Genomic DNA, 25,454 nt, shown 5'->3' with positions numbered 1-25,454 from the left:
GCCCTCAGGCTCCCGCCGCCGGGGTGGTCACCGGATCGCCGACGGGAGCGGTTTGCGGGCCTCCGTCGCGCGAGGGAGAGGCACCGGCGTCTCCCTCGCTAGGGGGAGCCGGGTACCACAAGACCCGTCTCGTACGCACAGATCACCGCCTGCACCCGGTCCCTCAGGCTCAACTTGCTCAGCACATTGCTGACATGGGTCTTCACGGTGTGCTCGCTCACGAACAGCGTCGCGGCGATCTCCGAGTTGGACAGCCCGCGCGCCAGCAGCCGCAGCGTCTCCACCTCGCGCGCGGTCAGGACGTCGAGCCGCTGCGGGGTGACCTCGGCCGCGGCCTCCTCGCGCCGGCGCCGCACGAGGTCCGCGACCAGCCGCCGGGTCACCGTCGGCGCTAGCAGCGAGTCCCCGGCCGCCACGACCCGCACGGCGTGCACCAGGTCGTCGCGCCGTACGTCCTTCAGCAGAAAGCCGCTTGCCCCCGCGCACAGCGCCTCGTACACGTACTCGTCCAGGTCGAACGTGGTTAGCATGACCACCTTGCAGCTCGACTGCCCGCACACCCGCCGGGCGGCCTCCAGGCCGTCCATGACCGGCATACGGATGTCGAGGAGCAGCACGTCGGGCGTGTGCCGCTGCACCGCCGCGACCGCTTCGGCGCCGTCCCCCGCCTCGGCGACCACCTCGATGTCGGGCTGCGCCTGAAGGATCATGCTGAATCCGGCGCGCACCAGTTCCTGGTCGTCGGCGACGACCACCCGGATGCTCATCCCAGGGCCGCCGCCCGGTCGACGGCCGCGGGCAGCCGTACGACCACCTGGAAGCCGCCCTCCGGCCCGCGCCCGGCCCGTACGCTGCCCCCGCACGCGGCGGCCCGCTCCCGGATGCCGATCAGCCCGTGCCCGCCGTGGCCGGCCGAAGGCCCGCGTCCGTCGTCGGTCACCGTCAGCGTCAACTCATCCTCCGCCCAGTCGAGTTCGACGGTAGCGGAGTCGGCGCGTGCGTGCTTGACGGTGTTGGTGAGGGCTTCCTGGACCACGCGGAAGGCGGCGACCTCGGTGTCCTGGGGCAGCGGGCGGGGCGTGCCGGAGGTGCGCAGTTCCACGCGCAGTCCGGCGGACTCGCCGACCCGGCGGACCAGATCGGGCAGCTCGGCCACGCCCGGCTGCGGCAGCCGCCAGGAACCGCCGCCCGCCTGCGGCTCCTTGAGCACGCCGAGGATGCGGCGAAGCTGTGCCATCGCGTCCCGTCCGGCCGCCGCGATCGCGTCGAAGGACGCCTCCGCACGCGCCGGATCGCTGCGCACCACCACCGGACCGGCCTCGGCCTGCACCACCATCAGGCTCACCGCGTGCGCGAGCACGTCGTGCATGTCCCGGGCGATCCGGGAGCGCTCCTGCGCGATGGCCCGCACGGTGTCGGCGGCCCGCTCCCGCTCCAGGCGCCGGGCCCGGTCCTCCAACTCGGCGGTGTAGGCCCGCTGCACCCGGGCGAGCACGCCGAAGCCGTACGCGCAGACCACGCTGAGCAGGTGGAAGGCGTACTCGAAGGGCTGTGGGTCCTCCTTGTGCGCCATGGTGAGCGAGACCCCGATCAGCCAGCCCACCAGCATCAGCCGCCGCTGCCAGGGCCTGCCGAGGGTGGCGATCGTGTAGAGGACGACCATGCCGCCGTACATCACGTCCGGCGGTGGTGCGTGGTGGACGGCCTGGACCGGGGTGGCGACGGACACGGCGCACGCGGTCGCGAAGGGAGCTCTGCGCCGCCACACCAGCGGCAGCGCGGTGGCGGCGCCGATCAGCCAGCCCTGCCAGGTCAGCCGGTCGTCGCCCTCGTCGGGGAAGATCCACTGGAGGGAGACGGCGAACAGCACGAGCGCGGCGAGCGCGGAGTCGACGACGTACGGGTTGGCCGTGCGCAGGCGCTCGGCGACGGGGGCGATCCAGGAACGAGCGGACACGGGCGGCTCCTCGGGGCAAGGGCCCTGTCAGTATCGCGAGGGGCGCACGCCTCGTCCTCACCGGCGAGAGGGATATCCGCAGGGTGCCGCGCGAGTCCCCTACGTCTCCTTCTCCGGCTGCCACCCCAGCCCCCGCGATATCCCGCGCGCCGCCAGCCGCACCGCCGGCGCCAGCACCGGCACCTGCGCATCGGCCTGCGGTACGACGACGGACACGGCCGCGACGACCGACCCGCCGGGGCCGCGCACCGGCGCCGCCACGGACAGCGCGTCGTCGGTGACCTGGCGGCTGCTCACCGCCACCCCCGTGCGGCGAACCTCGGCCAGCATGCGGCGCAGCCGGGCCGGCTCGGTGACGGTGTACGGCGTGAAGGAGGCGAGCGGTCCGGCGCAGTACTGCTCCTGGAACTCCGCCTCGCTGTGCGCGAGCAGCGCGAGCCCCACGCCGGTGGCGTGCAGCGGCCAGCGCGCTCCGACGCGGATGTGCACACCGACCGCCGACCGTCCCGACAGCCACTCGGTGTAGACGACCTCGGGGCCGTCCTGGACCGCCAACTGCACGTTCTCATGCGTCGCTTCGTACAGGTCCTCCAGGTAGGGCAGCGCGATCTGCCGCAGGGCAAGGCCGCGCGGTGCCAGGGCCGCGAGCTCCCAGAGCCGTAGCCCCACGTGGTAGAGGCCGGAGTCGTCCCGCTCCAGGGCGCCCCACTCGGTGAGCGCGGCCACCAGCCGGTGCGCGGTGCTCAGGGTCAGCCCGGCGCGCCGGCTGATGTCCGTCAGGCACAGCGCCGGATGCTCGAGGTCGAAGGCCCCGAGCACCGACAGCAGCCGGTCGGGCGCGGATCGCGTCCGTGGGTCCGGCGGGGGCGGTACGGCGTCGGCGGTCATCGGCGATCCCGTCACCCCAGTCCGGATTCGGCGACTTTCTGGAGCAGTGCGTGCAGGTGCTCGCGCTCGGCGGCGTCGAGGGGCTGGACCAGCTCGTTGGTGACGCGCTGCCCGGCCTCGTCGGTGTCCCGCAGGAACGCCCGGCCGTCGTCGGTCAGGACGACGATCCGGCTGCGGCGGTCGTCGGGGGAGGGGCGCCGCTCGGCGAAGCCCAGCTTCTCCAGGTCGTCGACCAGGCCGACGATCGCACTCGGGTCGTAGCCGAGCGAGGCGCTCAGCTCGCGCTGGAGGGCGCCCGGGGTGGTGGTGAGGAACCGCAGCAGCGCGTAGTGGCGCAGCCGCAGCCCCGACTCCTGGAGGAAGGTGTTGAAGAGCTGGCCGGAGCGCAGGCCGAGCCGGTACAGCAGATAGCCCGTGTCCGCGTGCAGTCCGCGCATCCACGGCTCGTCCGCGTCGATCGGGTTCGGGTTCGTGACGTGCTGACGTGTGATGACGGGCTCCCTGATCTCGGTCCCTGCGGTCGGTGCGGTCGGTACGACATGCAGATTCCAGCATGACGCACTCGAAGGCAGCCAACAACTATTGACGTCACCAATTATTGCTCTTAACTTCGATCTCGAAGTCACCCGCCATGTGAAGGGATCCGCCCGTGCCCAGCATCGATCTCACCGGCAAGGCCGCCGTCGTCACCGGCAGTGGCCGGGGCCTCGGCCTCGCCTACGCCCACGCCCTGGCCGCCCACGGCGCCCGCGTGGTCGTCAACGACGTCGACGAGGCCGTGGCGGAGGCGGCCGTGAAGTCCATCAGCGAGGCGGGCGGCACCGCCGTCGCCGAGGTCGTCCCGGTCGGCACCACCGAGGCCGCGGACCGGCTCGTCAGCCGCGCGGTCGAGGAGTTCGGGCGTCTCGACGTCCTGGTCACCAACGCCGGCATCCTGCGCGACAAGGTGCTGTGGAAGATGTCCGACGACGACTTCGACGCGGTGATCACCACCCACCTCAAGGGCACCTTCACCTGCGCCCGCGCCGCCGCCGTCCGCATGCGCGAGCAGGGCGAGGGCGGCAGCCTGATCCTGGTCGGCTCCCCGGCCGGACAGCGCGGCAACTTCGGCCAGACCAACTACTCCGCCGCCAAGGCCGGCATCGCCGCCATGACCCGCACCTGGTCGATGGAGCTGGGCCGCGCGAACATCACCGTCAACGCGATCGTGCCGGTCGCCGCGACCGCGATGACCGAGACCATCCCCGCCTTCGCCCCGTACATCGAGGCGATGAAGAACGGCGAGCCGCTGCCGGACTTCCTGCGCAAGGGCGAGGGCTTCGGCACCCCCGAGGACTGCGCCGCCCTCGTCCCCTTCCTCGCCTCCGAGGAGGCCCGGGGCGTGACCGGTCAGTGCATCGGCATCGGCGGTGACAAGGTGGCACTCTGGTCGCATCCGCAGGAGATCGCGGCCGCGTTCGCGGACGGCGGCTGGAGCCCGGAGGCCCTGGCCGACGTCTGGCCCACTTCGATCGGCGCCGAACCCCAGTCGGTCGGCATTCCGGCGCCCAAGCTCCCGGAGGCGTGATGGACCTGGACGAACTGGTCGCGATCGACGTCCACACCCATGCGGAGGTGTCCTCCAAGGGCCACTCCTCCCTGGACGACGACCTGCACGACGCCTCCTCCGCCTACTTCAAGGTCGAGGGCAAGCGGAAGCCGACCCTTCAGGAGACGGCCGCCTACTACCGTGAGCGGAAGATGGCCGCCGTGATCTTCACGGTCGACGCCGAGTCCGCGACGGGCACCGCACCGGTCCCGAACGAGGAGGTCGCCGAGGCGGCCGCCGCAAACGCGGACGTGCTGATCCCGTTCGCCTCCATCGACCCCTTCCGGGGAAAGGCGGGCGTGAAGCAGGCCCGCCGCCTGGTCGAGGAGCACGGGGTGCGCGGCTTCAAGTTCCACCCCAGCATCCAGGGCTTCTTCCCCAACGACCGCGCGGTGGCCTACGACCTCTACGAGGTGATCGAGGAGACGGGCACGATCGCCCTGTTCCACACCGGCCAGACCGGCATCGGCGCGGGAGTGCCCGGCGGGGGCGGGATCAGGCTGAAGTACTCCAACCCGCTGCACGTGGACGACGTGGCGGCCGACTTCCCGCATCTGAAGATCATCCTGGCGCATCCGTCCTTCCCCTGGCAGGACGAGGCCCTCGCGGTGGCGACCCACAAGCCGGGCGTCCACATCGACCTCTCCGGCTGGTCGCCCAAGTACTTCCCGCCCCAGTTGGTGCAGTACGCGAACACCCTGCTCAAGGACAAGGTCCTCTTCGGCTCCGACTTCCCCGTCCTCACCCCCGACCGCTGGCTCGCCGACTTCGCCAAGCTGTCGATCAAGGACGAGGTCAGGCCGAAGATCCTCAAGGAGAACGCCGCCCGGCTGCTCGGGCTGACGAAACCGTAAGGGGCGCGACATGCGCAACGAGGGACTGGGGTCATGGCCCGCACGCCGGGCCCGCAAGACCCCGCACCGCACGGCCCTGATCCACGGCGGACAGTCCACGGACTACGCCACCCTGCACCTGCGCACGACCCGCCTCGCCCACGCCCTGCGCGAGCGCGGCGTCCGGCGCGGCGACCGCATCGCCTACCTCGGCCCGAACCACCCCTCCTACCTGGAGACCCTGTTCGCGGCCGGCACGCTCGGCGCGGCCTTCGTGCCCCTCAACACCCGCCTGGCCGGCCCCGAGATCGCCTACCAGCTCGCCGACTCCGGAGCCAAGGCCCTGGTCTACGGCCCCTCGCACGCCGGACTGGTCGCGGGACTCCCCGGCGGCACCGACGTCCGGACCTACGTCGAAGTCGGCCCCGAATACGAGGCGGCACTCGCCTCGGCCTCCCCGGAGCCCATCGACACCCCGGTCACCCCGGACGACACCTGCATCATCATGTACACCTCGGGGACGACCGGCCGCCCCAAGGGCGCGATGCTCACCCACGGCAACATCATCTGGAACGCCCTCAACGTCCTCGTCGACATCGACCTGATCGCCGACGAACGCGCCCTGGTCTCCGCCCCGTTGTTCCACACCGCGGGCCTGAACATGCTGACCCTGCCGGTGCTGCTCAAGGGCGGCACCTGTGTCCTGGTCGAGGCCTTCGACCCGGACGCCACCTTCGACCTGATCGAACGGCACCGGATCACCTTCATGTTCGGCGTGCCGACCATGTTCGACCAGGTGGCCCGCCACCCCCGCTGGCCGGACGCGGACCTGTCGTCCCTGCGCATCCTGACCTGCGGCGGCTCCCCGGTCCCGACACCGCTGATCGCCGCCTACCAGAAACGCGGACTGACCTTCCTCCAGGGCTACGGCATGACGGAGGCGTCCCCGGGGACGCTGTTCCTGGACGCCGAGCACGCGGTCAGCAAGGCCGGCTCGGCGGGCGTACCGCACTTCTTCAGCGACGTCCGCGTCGTACGGCCGGACTTCACCCCCGTCGACGTCGGCGAGAACGGCGAGGTCGTGGTCCGCGGCCCGCATGTCATGCCCGGCTACTGGGGGCTGCCGGAGGAGACGGCCGCCTCCTTCGCGGACGGCTGGTTCCGCAGCGGGGACGCGGCCCGCGTCGACGAGGACGGCTATGTCTTCATCGTCGACCGCATCAAGGACATGATCATCTCCGGCGGCGAGAACATCTACCCCGCCGAGATCGAGGACCTTCTCCTCGCCCACCCCGACATCGTCGAGTGCGCGGTGATCGGCGTGCCCGACGACAAGTGGGGCGAGGTGGGGCGCGCGGTCGTCGTCCCCCGCGAGGGCACCAGCCCCGACCCGGACGAGATCCTCGCGTCCCTGTCCGGCCGGCTCGCCAAGTACAAGATCCCGAAGTCGGTGGTCCTCGCGGACGAACTCCCGCGTACCGCCTCCGGAAAACTCCTCAAGTCCCGTGTCCGTACCCAGTACGGCAACAGTTAAGGAACCGCATGAGCATCACCGTGAACGGCCTCGACGAACTGAAGAAGCTCGCCGGCAGCGACCTCGGCGCCAGTGAGTGGATCGAGGTCACCCAGGAGCGCATCAACACCTTCGCCGACGCCACGGGCGACCACCAGTGGATCCACGTGGACCCCGAGAAGGCCGCCGAGGGCCCCTTCGGCGCCCCCATCGCCCACGGCTACCTCACGCTCTCCCTGTTCATCCCCCTGTTCACCGAGCTGCTGGACGTCCAGGGCGTCACCACGAAGGTCAACTACGGCCTGAACAAGGTGCGCTTCCCCTCGCCGGTCAAGGTCGGCTCCCGCATCCGCCTGGTCGGAAGGCTCGCGGAGGTCGAGGAGGTGCCGGGCGGGGTGCAGATCACGGTCGACGGCACGATAGAGATCGACGGCGGCGGGAAGCCCGCCGCCGTCCTGCAGAGCCTGTCGCGGTTCTACGCCTGACCCTCAGCCCTGCTTGTACGAGTACACGGCCGTCGCCACCGCGCACACTCCGGGCGGGATCATCTGCGCCCGCAGGGTGCCGCTGTTCACGTCGTAGTCGACGCCCTCCGCCTCGAAGGTGCCCGTGCACACGCTGCGTTGCGGCAGCGCGAACAGGCTCTTCACCGAGCCGGTGATCGGCCGACCGTCCACCTTGCGAGGCAGGTCGACCTGGAGGAGCGGGCGGATCTCGGGGAACAGCGTCCCCGTGGCGTCGTTCGAGGCGCACACCAGCCGGGTGTCCGTGACGAAGTCGCAGCCCTGGATGTCGCGCACCGGCTTGTCCAGGGTGATCTGCCACGCCTCCTTCAGGTCGCCGCCCGCCTGCGGGGTGGAGGGGTTGAGCAGGGGAGCGGGGAAGACCTGGAGTCTTCGCTGCTCCCCCCACTCGCCCGACACCAGCCACTGCCCGTCGGGCGAGACGGCGGCGAAGGAGTTGTTCAGCTTCTCGCCCGGGTTCAGTTGGTGGACGTACTCGTAGCGCTTCCCGGCAGGCGTCGTCACCGCGAACATCTTGGACGTGGCCGTGTCCGGGCCCTGATAGGCGTCGAAGGTGTGGCCGCGGGCCACGTCCGGGTCGCCGATGTGGTTCCAGCCCTTGATGCGCAGGTCCAGCGGGATGGAGGCGAGCCCGCGGTACAGCAGGCTGCCGTCCGCGCGGCTCGCCAGGCCCTGCCCGCCGCCCAGCGTGTCCGTGTACGCCCTGCCGGTCTCGGCCCAGTGCGGGTCACCGGCGGCGGACGCCGTTCCCGCGCCGAGCGCGAGCGCACCCGATAAGCAAGCCAGAGTGAGGAGATGACGCTTCATCAGGCTCCTGCCACGTCGACGAATATGGGGTTCGAATAGAACCACGTATCCGCCCACGGGTCACCGTTCCCGGGCTCGTGCGGGACCGGGCCGTGCGGGTCGACCGAGGCGCCGAGGTAGCCCGCGCCGTTGCGGTTGCCGTCGCTGCCGCGCAGCCGGACGTAGCAGGACTCGCTGCCGGCGGTCAGCGGGATGCGCAGGGTGTACGTCCCCTTGCGGCCCGAGACGTCCTTCGTCGCCGCCACCTTGGTGTCGGGCGCCCTCCATGTGTCGCGGTCGGCCACCGGCCCGCGCACGGCGCCCCGGATGACGTCCACATGCGCCAACTCCGGCAGAACGCCATGGGAGTTGGGGCGGGAGGCCGTCGTCACCGTCACCTGCAGCGTGAGCTTCTCGCCCTTGCGGACCCGTAGCCGGCCGCCCAGCGTGACACCCCTGCCGTGGTCGCAGTCCCGCTTGAGGCGCACCTCGAGGCCGTCCAGCAGATGCCCGTGGTCCAGCCAGACCCGGCCCGCGCGCAGGCCCGCCATCACCGCGCGGTAGCCGTAGCGGGTGACGCCGACATGGGTCCGGCTGAACTGGCCCGGCCAGAAGTCGCTGCCCGGCTGCGGGGTGTCGGTGTTCACCGGGTCGGGGAGCCGGCCCGTGTTGTCGAAGTTCCGGCCCTCCGGCCAGTCGCCGTTCTTCCAGGTGTCGAAGACGATGCGGTGGGCGTCGGAGTTGGTGGTGATCGAGAACAGCCTGCCCTCGGCCAGCATCGAGTCCCACAGGCCGCCCACCGTCGCCGTCGCCCAGTCGAAGCCGCCGTAGGTCAGGTACGCCTCCGCCGGGTAGCCGGGCCAGGACTGGGCCGACGGCCTGTTCTCGTACTCGCCCCGGATCGACGTCTCGCCGCGCCAGCCGGGGATCGCCGCGCCCTGGGCACCGGGTGCGCCCTCCATGCCGATCATGATCTCGGGGGCCGCGTCGCGCCAGTTGCGCATCTCGTGCGGGGAGTCGATGCCGAGGCGCATCGGGTGGTTGGCGAGGACCAGGACGTCGTCCACGCGGCCTTTGCGGCGCTGCTCGGCCAGCCACTTGATCGCCTTGACCGCGTGGGCCTCGTTGCGTGCGGTGTCCGCGTCGGCGGGGCCGCCCTTGTCGTAGCCGAGGAGCTTGCCGTCGTAGGCGCTCTCGAACTCGGTGAGCAGATCGACCTCGTGGCGGCCGGGCGCCGCGAAGACCGTGCAGTGCTCGGCGGCCGGGATGTACCACTCCAGGCCCTGGAAGATCAGTTGGCGCGGGTTCTCGGCCCGCGCCTTGAGGATCTCCCGGTGCTCCAGCGGGGCGCCGTACTTGGCGTGCCCGACGTTGGAGTGCTCGGTGAACACCATCCAGTCCAGGCCGTACTCGGCGCCCGCCGTGGCCAGCTGGGAGAACGTGTACTTGGCGTCGTGGCTGTAGACGGTGTGGATGTGGTGATCGCCCACGAGGTAGGCCAGGCGGGGGTCGTCACCGCCCAGACGCCGGTCGGACGCGGCCGCCGGCACCGCCGTGGAGCCCAGCGCGAACGCGGCGCCGAACAGTCCCGCGCGGCGCAGGAGCCCGCGCCTGGAGACGCCCTGCGGGTCGAGGTCGGCGGGGGAGACGGAGGGGTCGGCCCAGGTGGGCAACTGCTGCTCGGTCATGGTGGTCCTCGGCAGAGGTCAGTGAGTCATGAAGGACGTGACGGGCAGCGCCCGTTCGACGACGCGGACGTCGCCGAGGCGGCCGTACAGGATCTGGTCGATGCTGCCGCCGTACTCGTAGCCGCCCAGGAGCCAGGGCAGGCCCACGGAGGTGATGCCGGTCGAGCGCGCCCGGGGATTGCGGACGACCGGGCAGCCCTCGACGTACATCGTGGTGTGCTCGCCGTCGTTGACGACGGCCAGGTGCCACCAGGTCTCCAGCGGCGTCTCCTGGCCCCAGTTGGTGGCGATGCCCTCCTGGTTGAGCGGGCGCATCGCCCACTGCGGCTCGCGGTCGTTCGACAGGGAGAGGGTGGCGAGCGGCTCGTCGGGGTCGTCGGCGCCCTTGCCGGCGGCGCCGCCCGTGCCCGTCCGGCTGACCAGGCCCGACCAGGCGTTGTGGGACGGGTCCCAGTCGGCGGGGAGGCGGTAGAAGGCCTCGATGGTGTAACCGTCGCGGAAGGTGGCCGAGTTGAGCGGCGCGCCGTCGACCGTGCGCAGATACGCGCCCTTCAGCGGGGACTTGAAGCCCTGGAACTCCAGGCTGCCGTGGCCGGGCTGGTCGGGGTGGTGGTCGGCGGACCAGCCCAGCCTGCCGCCGCCCACGGTGACGAGCGTGAGGTCGTTGCCGCGCCCGGACAGGTCACGGACGGTGCCCTCCACCGGCTTGTCGAAGCGCCAGTACGCCGCCGTGCCCGGGATCAGCAGCCGTGACGCTGGGCGTGCCGGGCGGGCGGGCACCGGGTCGAAGCCGGAGAAACGTTCCGCGAAGTCGATCTCGACCGTGAACCGGTCGGCGTCACCGCTGAGCTCGATCTCCTGCCGCTCCAGCGCGTTGAGGCCCTTGGCGGCCCGGCCGAGGATCCACGGCGAGACCGTCTCCACGTCGATGACGTCGCGGTCGAGGTCGAAGCGGTACAGGCGGATCATCGCCGCGCCGCCGAAGTAACGGTTCTGGTAGTTCGTCAGATGCAGATGTACGTCGTTCCCCGCCGCGTTCTTGCGGGTCGCCCGGCCGGCGGGCCAGTAGTGCCCGTTGAGGGTCAGGAAGATCTGGTCGTGGTCCTCGATCAACCGGTCCCACAGCTCCTGTCCGTACGCCGACAGGGAGCCGTCCTCGACGACCAGCTCGTGGGTGGTGAGGATGACCGGCGTCCTCGGGTGCCGGGCGAGGACGTCCTTCGCCCACGCGTACCCCTTCGCCGACAGCCGCCAGTCCAGCGCGAGCACCATCCACTCGCGGCCGGCGGCCTTGAAGAGGTGGAAGCTGTTGTAGCCGTCGGGTGAGGCACCCCCGAAGGTCTTCTTCCCCTGGAACCGCCGCGGCCCGAAGGCGTCCAGATACGGCGTCGCACCGCGCTGGTCGTCCGTGGACGACCGCACGTCGTGGTTGCCGGCGAGGACGCTGTAGCCCACGCCCCGCCGGTCCAGGAGCCGGAACGCCTCGCTGATCGCGGTGACTTCGGGCCGGGTGCCGTTCTGGGTGAGGTCGCCGAGGTGGGACAGGAAGACGATGTTCTCCTCGCGGCCGTGCTCCAGCAGATAGCGCAAGGACGCCTCCACCGGCGCCTTGTCGATGCTCGGCCCGTCGAAGAGGTACTGGGTGTCGGGCATCACGGCGAGCGTGAAGCGACGGCTGTCGGGGTCCGGCCGCCAGCCGGCGGGCGCGGCCTCGGCGACCGCGGGGACGGCGACCGAGGCCGTCGCGGCGGCGCCGATCAGTGCCGTGGCCCTGAGAAAGCTTCGTCTTCCGGCGGCGGCCTGCGCGGCCTCGCCCTGGGTGTGGTCATGCGAAGTACACACGTGTGCTCCGTGAGGAGAGGAGAAGAAAGGAGTTCAGAGGATGCGCAGGGTCCAGCTCCAGCGGTGGACGCCCGGCGGAACGCGATAGGAGGACAAGGTGTCCGGGCCGCACGAGGCCGTGCCCAGGCCCCGGTGTGCCGCGTCGATGTGGACCACGCATCCGGGGCGCGGCACCAGTTCGTCGTGATGGGCGACGGCCGTCAGGTCCTCGGCGCGGTAGCGGGTGACCGAGACCTGGCGCGGCTCGTCCAGGACGACCGAGAGACCCGTGGCGTCCGGCGCCGACAGCCTGAAGTGCCGTACCCCATGCCGTCCGCCGCTCTCCTGGGGCCGCAGATACGGGGTGAACAACTCGTCCACGGGGACCGAGTGGTGGCCCACGGGCGCGCCCGCGCTCCGGTCGGGATACGCCTCCCAGGGCCCCTGCCCGAACCACTCCAGCAGATCGAGCCCCGGCACGGTCTCGAACACCGAACCGACGCGGGCCACGTCGTCGAATTCCTCGGGCAACTCGGCCTCTTCGTCGACCCGGACGCCGCCCTCGACCGGTGTGCACACCTGCCGATGCCGTACGACACCGGTCGCCCCGGCGTACTCGGCGAGCACGGTCACCCGATCGCCCTCTCGGTGTACGGAGACCACCTTGCGGACCAGCGCGTCGAGGCCCCACGTGCGCCAGCGCGGGGCGATTCCGCCGAGCTCGTCGTTGTCGGTGGGCGCCCGCCACAGCGAGAGCACGGGGGCAGCCGTCAGCAGCGGGTGGACGAGAAGGCCCTCGCCGTCGACATCGACATGCCGCTCGACGGGAACGGCCGGGGTCACGGCGGGCCCGCGCAGCCGCACCTGCGGCATGCACACCTCGGTTCCGCGCGGCGCCCACGGCTGGTCCTCGGCCACGGTCACCCGCAGCGTCAGCCAGGCCTCGCCGCCGTCGCGCGGCACCTCGAAGGGCAGCGGTACGGCCGCCGTCTCGCCGGGGCACAGGCTCGGCAGTTCGGCCGGCGCGGTCAGCGTCGTACCGTCGGCGAGGTCCAGCCGCCACTCGCCCGCCAGCCAGTCCAGGCCGCGGAAGTGCTGGTGGTTGCCGAGCACGATGCCCTCGTGCCGGAAGCACTCGATGCGCACCGGCGCCGCGATCTCGCGGTGCTCGTACAGCGCGGGCTTGGGCGTGCGGTCGGGAAACACCACGCCGTCCGCGATGAAGGCGCCGTCGTGGATCGTCTCGCCGAAGTCGCCGCCGTACGCCCAGCGGTACCCGGGCGCGGCGACACCGTTGTCGTAGAGCCCGGCGCCCCCACGCCCGGCCGGTCTTCCATCGCTCACGCGCTGAAGAATTCCGTGGTCCCAGAACTCCCAGATGAAGCCGCCCTGAAGACCCGGGGTGGACTCGATGGCCGCCCAGTGGTCGGCCAGCGTGCCGTTGCTGTTGCCCATGGCGTGCGAGTACTCGCACTGGATGAGCGGCTTGGTCTGCTCGCCGGAGAGCGCGTGCGCCACGCAGTCCTGAAGCGGCGCGTACATCGGGCACGCGATGTCGGAGGCGACGTCCGGGTCGGCCCAGCCGAGCCTGGCCGCGCCCTCGTACTGGAGCGGCCGCGTCGGATCGTGCCGGCGCACCCAGCCCGCCGCCGCGTCGTGGTTCGCGCCGTAGTCGGACTCGTTGCCGAGCGACCAGACGATGACCGACGGATGGTTCTTGTCGCGCAGCACCATGCGCGAGACGCGGTCCACGAAGGCGTTCAGATAGCGCGGGTCGTCGGCGATCTCGTGGGCGTGGTCGTGGGACTCGATGTCCGCCTCGTCCACGACGTAGAAGCCGAGCTCGTCGGCGAGGTCGTACAGCGCCGGATCGCCCGGGTAGTGGGAGGTGCGGATGGCGTTGAAGCCGAAGCGCTTGAGCAGGACGAGGTCCGCGCGCAGGTCGTCGTACGACACCGTCCGCCCGGTCAGCGGGTGGAAGTCGTGCCGGTTCACGCCCCGGATGAACACCCGCTCCCCGTTGACCAGCAGGTCCCGGCCGACGATCTCGACGTCCCGGAAGCCGATCCGGTGCCGGGAGGTGTCGGCGACCGTGCCGTCGGCGCGGTGCAGCCGGACGGTGAGGTCGTACAGCTCGGGCGTCTCCGCGTTCCAGGTGCGCACCTCGGGCACGGTCGCCAGCAGCCGGGCCTCGCCGAGGAAGTCGGAGACGCGTTCGTCTTCGACGTTCGCACGGTCGAACTCGGCGTCCTGGGCGAGCGGTCGCCCGTCCAGGTCGCCGGTGAGGTACCACCCCTCGGGCAGCGCACCGCTCGCGTGCCGCACCCGGCAGTCGACGCGCAGCTCGCCGCTGCACGGCGCCCGCACGGTCACGTCGGCCAGGTGCAGCGGATCCGTCGCGTACAGCAGCACCGAGCGGGTGATCCCGCCGTGCCACCACTGGTCCTGGTCCTCGATGTGCGAGGCGTCCGACCACTTCACTACGGTCAGCCGTACGGTGGCCCGCTGCCCGGCGCGCACGACTCCCGTCAGGTCGAACTCGGCGGCCAGATGGGAGTCCTTGGAGATGCCGACCGGCCGCCCGTCCACGTACACCAGCAGCACGCTCTCGGCGGCCCCGACCTGGAGCACGATCCGGCGCCCGGCCCAGTCGGCCGGGACGTCCACCGCACGCTCGTACACCCCCGTCGGATTCGCGGCGGGCGCATGGGGCGGGACCTCGGCGAACGGCATCCGGACGTTCGTGTACTGCGGCGGATCGTCCGTGCCCCGCATGGTCCACACGCCGGGGAGGTACGCCGTCGACCAGGCACCGCCGACCGGCGCGTGCGGAGCCGGCAGCAACTGGAAGCGCCAGTCGCCGTCCAGGGGGAGTGCTCCGCGGCGCCGGTCGACGGCGTTCATGGGCAGCCGCCCCCAGGAGGTCACCTCGGGTGCCTCCCAGGGGCGCAGGGCGATCAGCGGATCGCTCGTCATCCGCGCACGGCCCCCTTCGCGAGGTCGCCGATGATCTGCCGGGCGCCGATCGCGAAGACGATCAGCAGCGGGATGAGGGCGAGCACCGCGCCGGTCATCACCATGCCGTAGTCGGTGGTGCCGTGGGTGCCGTTGAGCTGGGACAGCGCGACCTGGAGGGTGACGTTGTCCGGGTTGGTCAGGGCGATCAGCGGCCAGGCGTAGTCGTTCCACTGGCCCATGAAGGTGAAGATGCCGAGGAAGGCGAGCCCGGGCCGCACGACCGGGAGGGCCACGTGCCAGTACTGGCGCATGAAGCCCGCACCGTCGAGCTTCGAGGCGTCGAGCAGCTCGTCGTGGATGGCGCTCTTCATGTACTGGCGCATCCAGAAGATGCCGAACGCGTTGGCCGCCGCCGGCACGATCAGCGCCGTCATCGAGCCGATCCAGCCGATCTTCGCCATGATCACGAACTGCGGGATGGCCGCCAGTTGGGCCGGCACCATGAAGATCAGCATCAGCAGCGCGAACAGCAGGTTCTTGCCGGGGAAGGCGAACTTCGCGAACACGAAGGCCGCCAGCGAGTCGAAGAACAGGACCAGGAAGGTCACCGTCGTCGCGACCAGCAGCGAGTTCCACATCGACCCGAAGAAGTCGATGGTGTCGAGCAGGTTGCGGACGTTCTCCAGGAAGTGCGAGCCGGGCAGCAGCTTCGGCGGGTACGAGAAGATCTCCGACGACGTGTGCGTCGACATGATCACGGCCCAGTAGAACGGGAAGGCCGACAGCAGCAGGCCGATGATCAGGGACGCGTGCAGCGCTGTGCCCCGGCGTCCGGAGCCCTTGATGGATGCCATGTCGCGGCCTTCCTACTGTTCGCCCCGGCGCTGCACCAGGCGCCAGTTGATGATCGAGAAGAGGACGACGACCAGGAAGATGCCCCACGCCACGGCGGCGCCGTACCCGAAGTCGTTGTTGTCGAAGGTCTGCTGGAAGAAGTAGAGGACCATGGTCCGGCCGGCGTGGTCGGGCCCGCCCGAGAACGTCGACTCGTTGGCCGTGGTCTGCAGCAGCACCTGCGGCTCGGAGAAGCTCTGCAGTCCGGTGACCGTGGAGACGACCAGCACGAACAGCAGCGTCGGCCGCAGCAGGGGCAGGGTGACCCGGAAGAAGGTCTGCACGGGGCCGGCGCCGTCGATGCGGGCCGCCTCGTACAGGTCGCCCGGGATGGTCTGGAGCCCGGCGAGGAAGATGATGGCGTTGTAGCCGGTCCACTGCCAGGTCATCAGCGTGGCGATGGCGACCTTGATGCCCCACGGGGTGTTCAGCCAGGCCACCTGGTCGAGCCCCACCGCCTGCAACAGCGCGTTCACCAGGCCGAAGTTGGTGGAGAAGATCGAGCCGAAGACGATCGCGATGGCGACGACCGAGGTGACGTTCGGCAGGAAGTACGCGAACCGGTAGACGTTCTTGAAGCGGACCGCCGAGTTGAGCATCACGGCCGTCACCATCGCCAGGAAGATCATGGGGAAGGTGGCCAGCGCCCAGATGAGAAGCGTGTTCCCGATCGACTGCCAGAAGTCGCTGTCGCTCACCAGGTACTGGTACTGCGACAGACCCGCCCACTCCATCGAGCCGAGGCCGTCCCAGCGGTGGAAGGACAGGTAGAGCGAGAAGCCGACGGGGATCAGGCCGAAGGCGAGGAAGAGGAGGTAGAAGGGGGAGATCGCGGCGTAGAGGTGCCAGTGCTTGCGCAGGCCCTTCTTGGGCCGCGCGGGTGTGGACGGTGCCACGACGGGCGGGGTCGGGGTCTGCTCGATGACGGCCATCAGAAGCTCACCCCCAGGTGCTTGGCGATCCGCCGGCACTTGCCCATGGCGTCCTCCCAGGCCTTCTTCGGATTCTTGCCGAGGACGCCGACGTTCTTGATCTCGTCCCTGATCGGCTGCCCGAGCGCGATGTCGTAGGGGCTGTTGAAGGCGACCGGGATCTTCTCGGCGGCCGGTCCGAAGACGTCCATGGTGATCTGATCGCCGAAGAACGGGTCAGGCTCGCGCAGCTTCTTCATCTCGTACGACGCCGGGGTCGACGGGAAGAGCCCGGCTTCGACGAAGCCCTGGGCCTGGTTGTCCGCGTTCAGCATCCAGGTGATGATCTCGAAGGCCCGCTCGGGTTCCCGGCACGCCTTCGTGATCGCAAGGAAGGAGCCGCCGACGTTCGAGGGGCCGCCCGGGCAGTTGGCCACCCGCCACTTGCCCTCGGTCTTCGGGTACGCGAGCTTGAGGTCGCCGGCGGCCCAGGAGGCGTTGAGCTGACTGGGCAGCTTCCCCTTCTCGGTGGCCGAGATCGAGTCGGGCGTGCCCGTCACGATGTTCGACACGATCCCGCGCCGTTTGGCCTCCACGGCCCGCTCCCAGCAGGTGCGGACGTTCTGGCCGTCGCCGATGAAGTTGCGGTCCTTGTCGACGAACCGGGTGGTGCCCTGGCCGATCGACATCTCGAAGACGCTGCCGACGTCGGTCAGGATGTACGTCCCGGGGATCCGCTTCTTCAACTGCTCGCCGGCGGCGAAGAACTTCTCCCAGGAGTCCAGTTCCCGGGACACGTCGTCGGGTTCGTGGGCCAGCCCGGCCTTCTCGAAGACGGCGGGCTGGTAGTAGTGCACGACCGGACCGACGTCGATCGGGAACCCGATCAGGCTGCCGTCCGGAGCGACCCCCTGCTGCCACTTCCAGTCCAGGTACTGGCTCTTGAGCCGGTCGGCACCGAGCGTCCTGAGGTCGACGAACTGGCCGGCGTTGGGCAGATAGGACGCCATGTCCTCGCCCTTGAGGCCGGCGATGTCGGGGATGTGGGCGTTGCCCGCCATCGTGGTGATCAGCTTCGAGCGGTAGTAGCCGCCGATCTGGATGGCGTCGAGGTCCACGGAGCGGCCGTAACGCGCCTTGGCGTTCTTGACGACCGTGTCGCTCAGACCGCCGCTCCAGTACCACAGGACCATGTTCCGGCCGGTCGAGCCGGTCGGAACGGCACAGCCGGACGCCAGGCCGCCGAGCGCCGTGGCGGCCGTACCGGCCATGCCCGCGCGGAGCAGGCCTCTTCGTGAGAGCCGCACAGCTCCCACCGCCTTTCGGATCTTTTCGGGACTTCGCATGAGGGGCGTGGGGGGAGTCAGTTCTGCCGTGCGGGCGGGGTCACGGGGGCGTGTGCGACGGGCGGCCCGGGATCGTCCGGGAGCCGGTCCGCCAGGAAGCCGTACGCCCGCTTCAGCCCGGGGTCGGTCAGCGAGCGCCACCAGCGGTCGACGCCGTACCAGCCAGGGGCGGCCAGCGCCCCGCCGTGCCGCCGGACCGACAGCCCGGCGGCCAGGACGGCGAACCGCAGCCGTTCCGCCAGCGGCCAGCCGCCCAGCGAGGCCGCGACGAAGCTCGCCCCGAAGACGTCCCCGGCGCCGGTCGCGTCGAGGACGTCGACACCGAGGGCGGGCACGTCCGCGTACTCGCCGGTCGTCTGGTCCACGGCGACCGCGCCGTCGCCGCCACGCGTGACGACGGCCACCGGCACCAGCTCGCTGAGCGTGCCGAGGGCCGCGAGGGCGCTGTCGGTGCGGGTGTACGCCATCGCCTCGGTCTCGTTGGGGAGGAAGGCGTGGCACAGGGAGAGCTGGTCGAGGAGGTCGGTCGACCACTGCTGGGTGGGGTCCCAGCCGACGTCGGCGTAGACCTGGGTGCCGTTCGCGGCGGCCTTGGCGAGCCACCGGCGGGGTTCGGCCTCGAGGTGCACGAAGGCCGTGCGCGCCTCGGGCGGGTCGCCCATCAGCGCGTCCTGTGAGTACGGGGGCTCCTGGCCGTGGGTGACGAGGGCCCGGTCGTGGGCGTAGGCGAGGGAGACGGTGACGGGGGTGGGCCAGTTGTCCGCGGTGCGCGAGAGCGAGAGGTCGATGTCCTCCTGGTCGCACAGGACGTCCCGGCAGTACTCGCCGTAGAGGTCGTCGCCGAACACCGTGGCCAGCGAGGTCTTCAGGCCGAAGCGGGCGGCGGCCACCGCGAGGTTGGCGATGCCGCCCGGGCCGCAGCCCATGCCGCCGGTCCAGATCTCCTCGCCCGGGGTCGGCGGCTTCCCGAGCCCCGTGAGGACGAGGTCGTAGAAGAGCAGCCCGGTCAGCAGCACATCGGGCCGGTCGTCGTCCACAGCACCGTCCTCTCGTCAAAACTCTTCATTTCGGTGAGCGGAATCGTGCGCCGCTCGGCGGGATGCGTCAATACCCGAGCAGAAATGAGCATGGCGATGATTGAAGATGACGAGTAGTGTTCACGTCGTGCTGGCAGAACGACGACACCAACTCATCCTGCGGGCCCTGCGCTCCGGTGGCCCCGCGGCCGTGACCGATCTCTCCGAGCGGCTGGGTGTGAGCCCGGCCACGATCAGGCGTGACCTGGTCAAACTCGAGGAGGACGGGCTGCTCACCCGGGTGCACGGCGGCGCCGTCGTGGAGGAGGGCGACCAGCCCTTCGCCGAGGTCGCCGAGGTGCGGGTGCCCGAGAAGGACGCCATAGCCGCGCATGCCGCCGCGATGATCGAGGACGGTCAGTCGGTACTGCTCGACATCGGCACCACCGCCTTCCGGCTGGCCCGCCAGCTGCACGGCCGCCGGCTCACCGTGATCACCAGCAACCTGGTGGTCTACGAGGAGCTGGCCGACGACGAGGGCATCGAGCTGGTGCTGCTCGGCGGCATGGTCCGCCGCGAGTACCGCTCCCTGGTCGGCTTCCTCACCGAGGACAATCTGCGCCAGTTGCATGCCGACTGGCTGTTCCTGGGCACCAGTGGAGTGCGGCCGGGCGGGCAGGTGATGGACACGACGGTCGTCGAGGTGCCGGTGAAGCGGGCGATGATCAAGGCCGGTGACAAGGTCGTGCTGCTGGCCGACGCGGCGAAGTTCCCCGGGCACGGGATGGCGAAGGTCTGCGGCCCGCAGGACCTGGACGTGGTGGTGACGAACGCGCCGGTCGACCCGGCGACCCGGTCCTCCCTGGAGGAGGCGGGCGTCGAGGTGGTCGTGGCAGGAAAGGTGCAAGCGTGAAACTGACGATTCTGGGCGGCGGCGGATTCCGCGTGCCGCTCGTGTACGGCGCGCTCCTCGGCGACCGCGCCGAGGGCCGGGTCACCCGCGTCGTGCTGCACGACCTGGACGCGCAGCGGCTCTCCGCCGTCACCCGGGTGCTCGCCGAGCAGGCGGCCGGCGTGCCCGACGCACCCGAGGTGAGCGCCACCACCGACCTGGACGAGGCGCTGCGCGGCGCCGACTTCGTCTTCTCCGCGATCCGCGTCGGCGGCCTCGAGGGCAGGGCGAACGACGAGCGGGTCGCCCTCGCCGAGGGTGTCCTCGGCCAGGAGACGGTCGGCGCGGGCGGCATCGCCTACGGCCTGCGCACCGTCCCGGTCGCCGTCGACATCGCCCGGCGGGTGGCCCGGCTCGCGCCGGACGCCTGGGTCATCAACTTCACCAACCCCGCGGGCCTGGTCACCGAGGCCATGTCCCGCCACCTCGGCGACCGCGTCATCGGCATCTGCGACTCACCGGTCGGCCTCGGCCGCCGTATCGCCCGCGTCCTCGGCGTGAAGAACCCCGGCGAGGCCTGGATCGACTACGTCGGCCTCAACCACCTCGGCTGGGTGCGCGGCCTGCGCGTGGCCGGCCGCGACGAACTGCCGCGCCTGCTCGCCGACCCCGATCTGCTCGGCTCCTTCGAGGAGGGCAAGCTCTTCGGCGTCGACTGGCTGCGCTCGCTCGGCGCCGTCCCCAACGAATACCTGCACTACTACTACTTCAACCGCGAGGCCGTGCGCGCCTACCAGGAGGCCGACAAGACCCGCGGCGCCTTCCTGCGCGACCAGCAGGCCCGCTTCTACGAGCGGATGCGCGACCCGGACGCCTGTGCCCTTCAGGTCTGGGACCGCACCCGCGCCGAGCGCGAGGCCACCTACATGTCCGAGAACCGGGAGACCGCCGGCGCCGGCGAGCGCGACGCCGACGACCTCTCCGGCGGCTACGAGAAGGTGGCGCTGGCGCTGATGCGGGCCATCGCCCGCGACGAGCGCACCACCCTGATCCTCAACGTCCGCAACCAGCGCACGCTGTCGGTGCTCGACTCCGACGCCGTCATCGAGGTGCCCTGCCTGGTCGACGCCAACGGCGCCCACCCGGTCGCCGTCGCCCCGCTGCCCGACCATGCCACCGGGCTCGTCTGCTCGGTCAAGGCGGTCGAGCGCGAGGTGCTGGCCGCGGCCGAGTCCGGCTCCCGTACGACGGCGGTCAAGGCCTTCGCGCTGCATCCGCTGGTCGACTCGGTCAACGTGGCCCGCAGGCTGGTGGAGGGCTACACGGCCGTGCACCCTGGCCTGGCGTACCTTAGGTGAGCGCCTTCGGGTAAGCGCTTTCCCGACTGGCCCGGGGCTTGCCTGCCCCCGAGCTTCCGTACCTCCCCGGCTTCACTGGAGAACCCCCATGCACGACGAACGCCGCAGGATCGAAGAGCGCGTCGAGCGCGTCCACACCCAGCGCATCAAGCCCGCGATCTACTCGGCCACCGTCCCCTTCGAGGTCGAGGCCTGGCAGGCGCCGGGCGAGCCGGTCTCGTTCGAGGAGGCCGCGGCCGCCCGGTACACGCCCTTCGCGATGGACACCCCGTGGGGCCCGCCCTGGGGCACCACCTGGTTCCGGATGCGCGGCCGGGTGCCCGCCGAGTGGGCCGGGCGGCGGGTCGAGGCGGTCATCGACCTCGGCTTCACCGGGGACTGGCCCGGCAACCAGGCCGAGGCCCTGGTCCACCTGCCCGACGGCCGCCCCCTGAAGGCCGTCAACCCGCTCAACCAGTACGTGCCGATCGGCAACCCGGTCTCGGGCGGCGAGGAGATCGACTACCTGGTCGAGGCCGCCTCCAACCCCGACATCCTGGCGAACAACTTCGCCGCCCCGACCCCGCTCGGCGACGTCCTGACCGCGGGCGACAAGCCCCTCTACACCTTCAAGCGCGCCGACATCGCCGTCCTGGACGAGGAGGTCTTCCACCTCGACCTGGACCTCCAGGTGCTGCGCGAGCTCATGGTCCACCTCGGGGAGCACGAGCCGCGCCGCCACGAGATCATGCACGCTCTCGACCGGGCCATGGACGTGCTCGACCTGGACGACATCTCGGGCAGCGCCACGGCCGTGCGCGAGGTACTCGCGCCGGTCCTGGCCCGCCCCGCGCACGCCAGCGCGCACACGATCTCCGGCGTCGGCCACGCCCACATCGACTCCGCCTGGCTGTGGCCGATCCGTGAGACCAAGCGCAAGACGTCCCGCACCTTCTCCAACGTCACGTCCCTGGCCGACGAGTACGACGACTTCATCTTCGCCTGCTCCCAGGCCCAGCAGTACGAGTGGGTGCGCGACAACTACCCCCACGTGTGGGCCCGCATCCAGGAGTCGGTGAAGAAGGGCCAGTGGGCGCCGGTCGGCGGCATGTGGGTCGAGGCCGACGGCAACCTGCCCGGCGGCGAGGCGATGGCCCGCCAGTTCATCCACGGCAAGCGGTTCTTCATCGAGCACTTCGGCATCGAGACCAAGGGCGTCTGGCTGCCGGACTCCTTCGGCTACACCGCCGCCTACCCGCAGCTCGCCAAGCTCGCCGGCAACGAGTGGTTCCTCACCCAGAAGATCTCCTGGAACCAGACCAACAAGTTCCCCCACCACACGTTCTGGTGGGAGGGCATCGACGGCACCCGCATCTTCACTCACTTCCCGCCGGTCGACACCTACAACGCCCGCTTCAGCGGCGAGGAGATGGACCGCGCGGTACGGAACTACTCCGAGAAGGGCGGCGGCACCCGCTCCCTCGCTCCCTTCGGCTGGGGCGACGGCGGTGGCGGCCCCACCCGCGAGATCATGGAGCGGGCGCGGCGGCTCGCCGACCTGGAGGGCTCGCCCAAGGTCGTCGTCGAGCACCCCGACGAGTTCTTCGCCAAGGCCCGCGCGGAGTACGAGGACGCCCCGGTCTGGAACGGCGAGCTCTACCTGGAGCTGCACCGCGCCACCCACACCTCCCAGGCCCGCACCAAGCAGGGCAACCGGCGCAGCGAACACAAGCTGCGCGAGGCCGAGCTGTGGGCCACGACCGCCGCGCTGCACGCGCCGGGCTACTCCTACCCGTACGAGAAGCTGGACCGCCTGTGGAAGACGGTCCTGCTGCACCAGTTCCACGACATCCTGCCGGGCTCGTCCATCGCCTGGGTGCACCGCGAGGCGGAGGCCGAATACGCCCGCGTCGCCGAGGAACTGGAGGCGCTGGCGGCCGAGGCGGTCGCGGCGCTGGGCGGGGGAGAGGCGCGGGTCTTCAACACGAGCCCGTACGCGCGTGCCGAGGTGGTCCGCACGGCCGAGGGCGCGCCGGCGTATGTGAAGGTGCCCGCGAACGGCAGCGCGCCCCTGACCGCCGCCGAGCCCGCGCACCCGGTGTCCGTCTCCGGCCGCGTCCTCGACAACGGCCTGGTCCGCGTCGAGGTCGCCGAGGACGGCACCCTGTCCTCCGTGTACGACATCCGGGCCAACCGCGAAGTCCTCGCCGACCGGGGCAACCAGCTCCGCCTCCACACCGACCTGCCCAACTACTGGGACGCCTGGGACATCGACAAGCACTACAAGAACCGCTACAAGGACCTGCTGGAGACGGACGCTGTGACCGTCGTCGAGGCGGACCCGCTGGCCGGGGCGATCAAGGTCGAGCGCAGCTTCGGCAAGGGATCGCGCATCACCCAGACCATCACCCTGCGCGCCGGCAGCCCCCGTATCGACTTCCAGACCGAGATCGACTGGCACGAGGCCGAGAAGATCCTCAAGGCGGGCTTCCCGGTGGACATCCGCGCCCCGTACTCCTGCGCCGAGATCCAGTTCGGCCACATCCAGCGCCCCACCCACACCAACACGAGCTGGGAGGCGGCCCGCTTCGAGGTCTCCGGCCACCGCTGGGTGCACATCGCCGAGCCCGGCTACGGAGTCGCGGTCATCAACGACTCGACGTACGGCCACGACGTCTCCCGCACGGTCCGCGAGGACGGCGGTACGACCACCAGGGTCAGCCTCAGCCTGGTGCGCGCCCCGCGCGTCCCCGACCCCGAGGCCGACCAGGGCATGCACCGCTTCACCTACTCCCTGCTCCCCGGTGCGAGCATCGAGGACGCCGTCGCCGAGGGCTACGCCCTCAATCTGCCGCTGCGCGTGGCGGACGCCGCGGGCGCGCCCGAGCCGGTGGTCTCCGTGGCCGGCGACGGGGTGACCGTCGAGGCGGTCAAGCTGGCCGACGACGAGTCCGGCGACGTCGTCGTACGGCTCTACGAGTCGCGGGGCGGCCGGGCCCAAGGCGTCGTGCGCACCGGGTTCCCGCTGGCCGGGGCCCAGATCACCGACCTGCTGGAGCGCCCGCTCCAGGAGGCCGAGGTGGACGGCGGGGTCGCGGTCTCGCTGCGCCCCTTCCAGGTGCTGACCCTCCGCCTGCGGCGCGCCGGGGCCAACTGATGCCCATGCAACCCTGGTTCACCGACGCCAAGCTGGGGATCTTCGTCCACTGGGGCATCTACGCCGTCGACGGCGTCCAGGAGTCCTGGTCGTTCTACGACGGCATCGTCCCGCACGACCGGTACATGTCCCAGCTCGACCGTTTCACCGGCGCCCACTACGACCCCCGGGCCTGGGCGGACCTGTTCGCCCGCGCGGGCGCGAAGTACGCGGTGCTGACGAGCCGTCACCACGACGGGGTGGCGCTGTGGGACACGTCGTACGGCGACCTCAACCTCGGCAAGGACTACCTCGGCCCGTACGCCGACGCGCTGCGCGAGAAGGACCTGAAGGTCGGCTTCTACTACTCGCACTCCGACTGGAACCACCCCGACTACGCCTCCACGCGCAAGCCGGGCCGCCCGCCGGAGCAGGAGGACAACCCCTACTCGGAGTGCGCGGCCGAGGACGAGGACCCGGCGGCCTGGGAGCGGTTCATCGCCTACCGGGACGGCCAGATCCGCGAACTGGCCTCCCGCTACCGGCCGGACCTGATGTGGTTCGACGGCGAGTGGGACCGCAGCGAGGAGCAGTGGCGCATCCCCGAACTCGCCGCGCTCATCCGGTCGTACGTGCCGCAGGTCGTCTTCAACGCGCGCATGCTCAGCGAGGGCGACTACGCCACCCCCGAACAGGGCGCGCCCATCGTGCCTCCGGACGGGCCGTGGGAGCTGTGCCTGACGATCAACGACTCATGGGGCTACCAGCACCACGACCACAACCACAAGTCCCTCGCCCAGCTGGTCCGCTACTTCACCGAGACCATCGGCTCGGGCGGCAACCTGCTGCTCGACGTCGGCCCGATGGAGGACGGCACGATTCCGCAGCCACAGGTCGAGCGCCTTGAAGGCCTGGGGCAGTGGATCGGCAAGCACGCGGAGGCGGTGTACGGGACGGTGCGCGGGCTGCCCGCCGGTCACCACTACGGGCCGAGCACCCTCTCCGCGGACCGCCGCACGCTGTACCTCACCCTGTTCGACATCCCGCGCGCCGAGATCGGCGTCCGGGGCCTGGCGACGGCGGTCCGGCGGGTCACCGTGCTCGGTACGGGGACGGAACTGGGCCATCGGGTGGTGGGCGGACTGCACGACGCGGTGGGCGTGCTGTGGATCGACCCGCCGGCCGCGGCCGACCTCGAACCGTACGCGACCGTCCTCGCGCTCGAACTGGACGGTGAGCTGGAGCTGTACCGAGGCTCGGGCCGCTTCTGATCCCGCGCCCCACTTCAGGCCGGCCGGCCGCCGCCCCGTTACGGCGGTCGGCCGACCCGAAGTCCCCCGTGCTTCCCCCGTGGTGGTGCATCCCC

General features: G+C 70.9%; 20 protein-coding genes. 8 read left to right on the top strand and 12 right to left on the bottom strand.

Features of this window, described 5'->3' with window-relative positions; translation table 11 throughout:
- Nucleotides 1–98: 98 nt before the first annotated feature.
- The 4 genes from ACP4J3_RS10400 to ACP4J3_RS10385 all read right to left on the bottom strand — a co-directional run bounded on the left by ACP4J3_RS10400 (nucleotide 99) and on the right by ACP4J3_RS10385 (nucleotide 3,282).
- Nucleotides 99–767 carry a response regulator gene (locus tag ACP4J3_RS10400; RefSeq protein ID WP_426532690.1) on the bottom strand — a complete coding sequence of 223 codons (669 nt, stop codon included), beginning with the start codon at nucleotides 765–767 and terminating at the stop codon, nucleotides 99–101.
- Entirely contained in the window at nucleotides 764–1,957 is a 1,194-nt protein-coding gene (locus ACP4J3_RS10395; RefSeq protein WP_426532688.1) for a sensor histidine kinase, read from the bottom strand. Before ACP4J3_RS10395 ends, ACP4J3_RS10400 begins: the two co-directional genes overlap by 4 nt.
- A gap of 99 nt (nucleotides 1,958–2,056) precedes the next feature.
- The gene (locus ACP4J3_RS10390; RefSeq protein ID WP_426532686.1) at nucleotides 2,057–2,845 is read right to left on the bottom strand and encodes an IclR family transcriptional regulator; all 789 of its coding nucleotides are present in this window, start codon (nucleotides 2,843–2,845) and stop codon (nucleotides 2,057–2,059) included.
- 11 nt (nucleotides 2,846–2,856) lie between these two features.
- Nucleotides 2,857–3,282 carry a MarR family winged helix-turn-helix transcriptional regulator gene (locus tag ACP4J3_RS10385; protein WP_426532684.1) on the bottom strand — a complete coding sequence of 142 codons (426 nt, stop codon included), beginning with the start codon at nucleotides 3,280–3,282 and terminating at the stop codon, nucleotides 2,857–2,859.
- A gap of 212 nt (nucleotides 3,283–3,494) precedes the next feature.
- Between ACP4J3_RS10385 and ACP4J3_RS10380 the strand changes: the two genes are divergently transcribed.
- From ACP4J3_RS10380 to ACP4J3_RS10365, 4 genes are read left to right on the top strand one after another with little or no spacing between them, the layout of a single operon-like run.
- Nucleotides 3,495–4,412 (top strand): SDR family NAD(P)-dependent oxidoreductase, encoded by a 918-nt coding sequence (locus ACP4J3_RS10380; RefSeq protein WP_426532682.1) that lies wholly within the window; start codon nucleotides 3,495–3,497, stop codon nucleotides 4,410–4,412.
- The gene (locus ACP4J3_RS10375; protein ID WP_426532680.1) at nucleotides 4,412–5,287 is read left to right on the top strand and encodes an amidohydrolase family protein; all 876 of its coding nucleotides are present in this window, start codon (nucleotides 4,412–4,414) and stop codon (nucleotides 5,285–5,287) included. Before ACP4J3_RS10380 ends, ACP4J3_RS10375 begins: the two co-directional genes overlap by 1 nt.
- Nucleotides 5,288–5,297: 10 nt before the next feature.
- Entirely contained in the window at nucleotides 5,298–6,800 is a 1,503-nt protein-coding gene (locus ACP4J3_RS10370) for an acyl-CoA synthetase (protein WP_426532678.1), read from the top strand.
- An 8-nt stretch (nucleotides 6,801–6,808) separates the two neighbouring features.
- On the top strand, nucleotides 6,809–7,264 hold the full coding sequence (locus ACP4J3_RS10365; protein ID WP_194039088.1) for a MaoC family dehydratase: 456 nt from the start codon (nucleotides 6,809–6,811) through the stop codon (nucleotides 7,262–7,264).
- 3 nt (nucleotides 7,265–7,267) lie between these two features.
- On the opposite strand, the gene ACP4J3_RS10360 is transcribed toward ACP4J3_RS10365, so the two are convergent.
- From ACP4J3_RS10360 to ACP4J3_RS10325, 8 genes are read right to left on the bottom strand one after another with little or no spacing between them, the layout of a single operon-like run.
- Nucleotides 7,268–8,110: a hypothetical protein gene (locus ACP4J3_RS10360; RefSeq protein ID WP_426532675.1), complete on the bottom strand. Its 843-nt coding sequence runs from the start codon at nucleotides 8,108–8,110 to the stop codon at nucleotides 7,268–7,270.
- Nucleotides 8,110–9,777, bottom strand: coding sequence for a PHP domain-containing protein (locus tag ACP4J3_RS10355; protein ID WP_426532673.1), 1,668 nt, complete (start codon nucleotides 9,775–9,777; stop codon nucleotides 8,110–8,112). Before ACP4J3_RS10355 ends, ACP4J3_RS10360 begins: the two co-directional genes overlap by 1 nt.
- A gap of 18 nt (nucleotides 9,778–9,795) precedes the next feature.
- Nucleotides 9,796–11,619 (bottom strand): LamG-like jellyroll fold domain-containing protein, encoded by a 1,824-nt coding sequence (locus ACP4J3_RS10350; RefSeq protein ID WP_426532671.1) that lies wholly within the window; start codon nucleotides 11,617–11,619, stop codon nucleotides 9,796–9,798.
- 33 nt (nucleotides 11,620–11,652) lie between these two features.
- Nucleotides 11,653–14,574 carry a glycoside hydrolase family 2 TIM barrel-domain containing protein gene (locus tag ACP4J3_RS10345; protein ID WP_426532669.1) on the bottom strand — a complete coding sequence of 974 codons (2,922 nt, stop codon included), beginning with the start codon at nucleotides 14,572–14,574 and terminating at the stop codon, nucleotides 11,653–11,655.
- Entirely contained in the window at nucleotides 14,571–15,410 is an 840-nt protein-coding gene (locus ACP4J3_RS10340) for a carbohydrate ABC transporter permease (RefSeq protein WP_426532667.1), read from the bottom strand. The genes ACP4J3_RS10345 and ACP4J3_RS10340 overlap by 4 nt, the downstream gene beginning before the upstream one ends.
- Nucleotides 15,411–15,422: 12 nt before the next feature.
- Nucleotides 15,423–16,382 carry a carbohydrate ABC transporter permease gene (locus ACP4J3_RS10335; protein ID WP_426532665.1) on the bottom strand — a complete coding sequence of 320 codons (960 nt, stop codon included), beginning with the start codon at nucleotides 16,380–16,382 and terminating at the stop codon, nucleotides 15,423–15,425.
- Complete coding sequence (locus ACP4J3_RS10330) at nucleotides 16,382–17,668, bottom strand: ABC transporter substrate-binding protein (RefSeq protein ID WP_426532663.1); 1,287 nt, start codon at nucleotides 17,666–17,668, stop codon at nucleotides 16,382–16,384. Before ACP4J3_RS10330 ends, ACP4J3_RS10335 begins: the two co-directional genes overlap by 1 nt.
- A 56-nt stretch (nucleotides 17,669–17,724) precedes the next feature.
- A complete protein-coding gene (locus ACP4J3_RS10325) occupies nucleotides 17,725–18,744 on the bottom strand; it encodes a carbohydrate kinase family protein (protein WP_426532661.1) in 1,020 nt (339 codons plus the stop codon).
- 127 nt (nucleotides 18,745–18,871) lie between these two features.
- Between ACP4J3_RS10325 and ACP4J3_RS10320 the strand changes: the two genes are divergently transcribed.
- The 4 genes from ACP4J3_RS10320 to ACP4J3_RS10305 all read left to right on the top strand — a co-directional run bounded on the left by ACP4J3_RS10320 (nucleotide 18,872) and on the right by ACP4J3_RS10305 (nucleotide 25,359).
- Entirely contained in the window at nucleotides 18,872–19,636 is a 765-nt protein-coding gene (locus ACP4J3_RS10320; RefSeq protein WP_426532821.1) for a DeoR/GlpR family DNA-binding transcription regulator, read from the top strand.
- Nucleotides 19,633–20,973, top strand: coding sequence for a 6-phospho-beta-glucosidase (locus ACP4J3_RS10315; RefSeq protein WP_426532659.1), 1,341 nt, complete (start codon nucleotides 19,633–19,635; stop codon nucleotides 20,971–20,973). The genes ACP4J3_RS10320 and ACP4J3_RS10315 overlap by 4 nt, the downstream gene beginning before the upstream one ends.
- 88 nt (nucleotides 20,974–21,061) lie before the next feature.
- Nucleotides 21,062–24,109, top strand: a complete 3,048-nt coding sequence (locus ACP4J3_RS10310) for an alpha-mannosidase (protein ID WP_426532657.1) — start codon at nucleotides 21,062–21,064, stop codon at nucleotides 24,107–24,109.
- Nucleotides 24,109–25,359, top strand: a complete 1,251-nt coding sequence (locus tag ACP4J3_RS10305) for an alpha-L-fucosidase (RefSeq protein ID WP_426532655.1) — start codon at nucleotides 24,109–24,111, stop codon at nucleotides 25,357–25,359. Before ACP4J3_RS10310 ends, ACP4J3_RS10305 begins: the two co-directional genes overlap by 1 nt.
- The last annotated feature ends 95 nt before the right edge of the window (nucleotides 25,360–25,454 follow it).

Origin of the sequence: Streptomyces sp. UG1, from assembly GCF_049974585.1 — a bacterium.
Lineage (GTDB): Bacteria > Actinomycetota > Actinomycetes > Streptomycetales > Streptomycetaceae > Streptomyces.
Note: the sequence above shows the minus strand (reverse complement) of the source record. Positions and strands in the feature narration are given on the sequence as shown.

Bases quoted from the DNA above. Each gene is read 5' to 3' on its own strand.
- ACP4J3_RS10310 (WP_426532657.1), top strand. From the start codon at position 21,062: ATGCACGACGAACGCCGCAGGATCGAAGAGCGCGTCGAGCGCGTCCAC.
- ACP4J3_RS10355 (WP_426532673.1), bottom strand. From the start codon at position 9,777: ATGACCGAGCAGCAGTTGCCCACCTGGGCCGACCCCTCCGTCTCCCCC.
- ACP4J3_RS10370 (WP_426532678.1), top strand. From the start codon at position 5,298: ATGCGCAACGAGGGACTGGGGTCATGGCCCGCACGCCGGGCCCGCAAG.
- ACP4J3_RS10390 (WP_426532686.1), bottom strand. From the start codon at position 2,845: ATGACCGCCGACGCCGTACCGCCCCCGCCGGACCCACGGACGCGATCC.
- ACP4J3_RS10375 (WP_426532680.1), top strand. From the start codon at position 4,412: ATGGACCTGGACGAACTGGTCGCGATCGACGTCCACACCCATGCGGAG.
- ACP4J3_RS10305 (WP_426532655.1), top strand. From the start codon at position 24,109: ATGCCCATGCAACCCTGGTTCACCGACGCCAAGCTGGGGATCTTCGTC.
- ACP4J3_RS10345 (WP_426532669.1), bottom strand. From the start codon at position 14,574: ATGACGAGCGATCCGCTGATCGCCCTGCGCCCCTGGGAGGCACCCGAG.
- ACP4J3_RS10365 (WP_194039088.1), top strand. From the start codon at position 6,809: ATGAGCATCACCGTGAACGGCCTCGACGAACTGAAGAAGCTCGCCGGC.
- ACP4J3_RS10360 (WP_426532675.1), bottom strand. From the start codon at position 8,110: ATGAAGCGTCATCTCCTCACTCTGGCTTGCTTATCGGGTGCGCTCGCG.
- ACP4J3_RS10400 (WP_426532690.1), bottom strand. From the start codon at position 767: ATGAGCATCCGGGTGGTCGTCGCCGACGACCAGGAACTGGTGCGCGCC.
- ACP4J3_RS10385 (WP_426532684.1), bottom strand. From the start codon at position 3,282: ATGCGCGGACTGCACGCGGACACGGGCTATCTGCTGTACCGGCTCGGC.
- ACP4J3_RS10340 (WP_426532667.1), bottom strand. From the start codon at position 15,410: ATGGCATCCATCAAGGGCTCCGGACGCCGGGGCACAGCGCTGCACGCG.
- ACP4J3_RS10335 (WP_426532665.1), bottom strand. From the start codon at position 16,382: ATGGCCGTCATCGAGCAGACCCCGACCCCGCCCGTCGTGGCACCGTCC.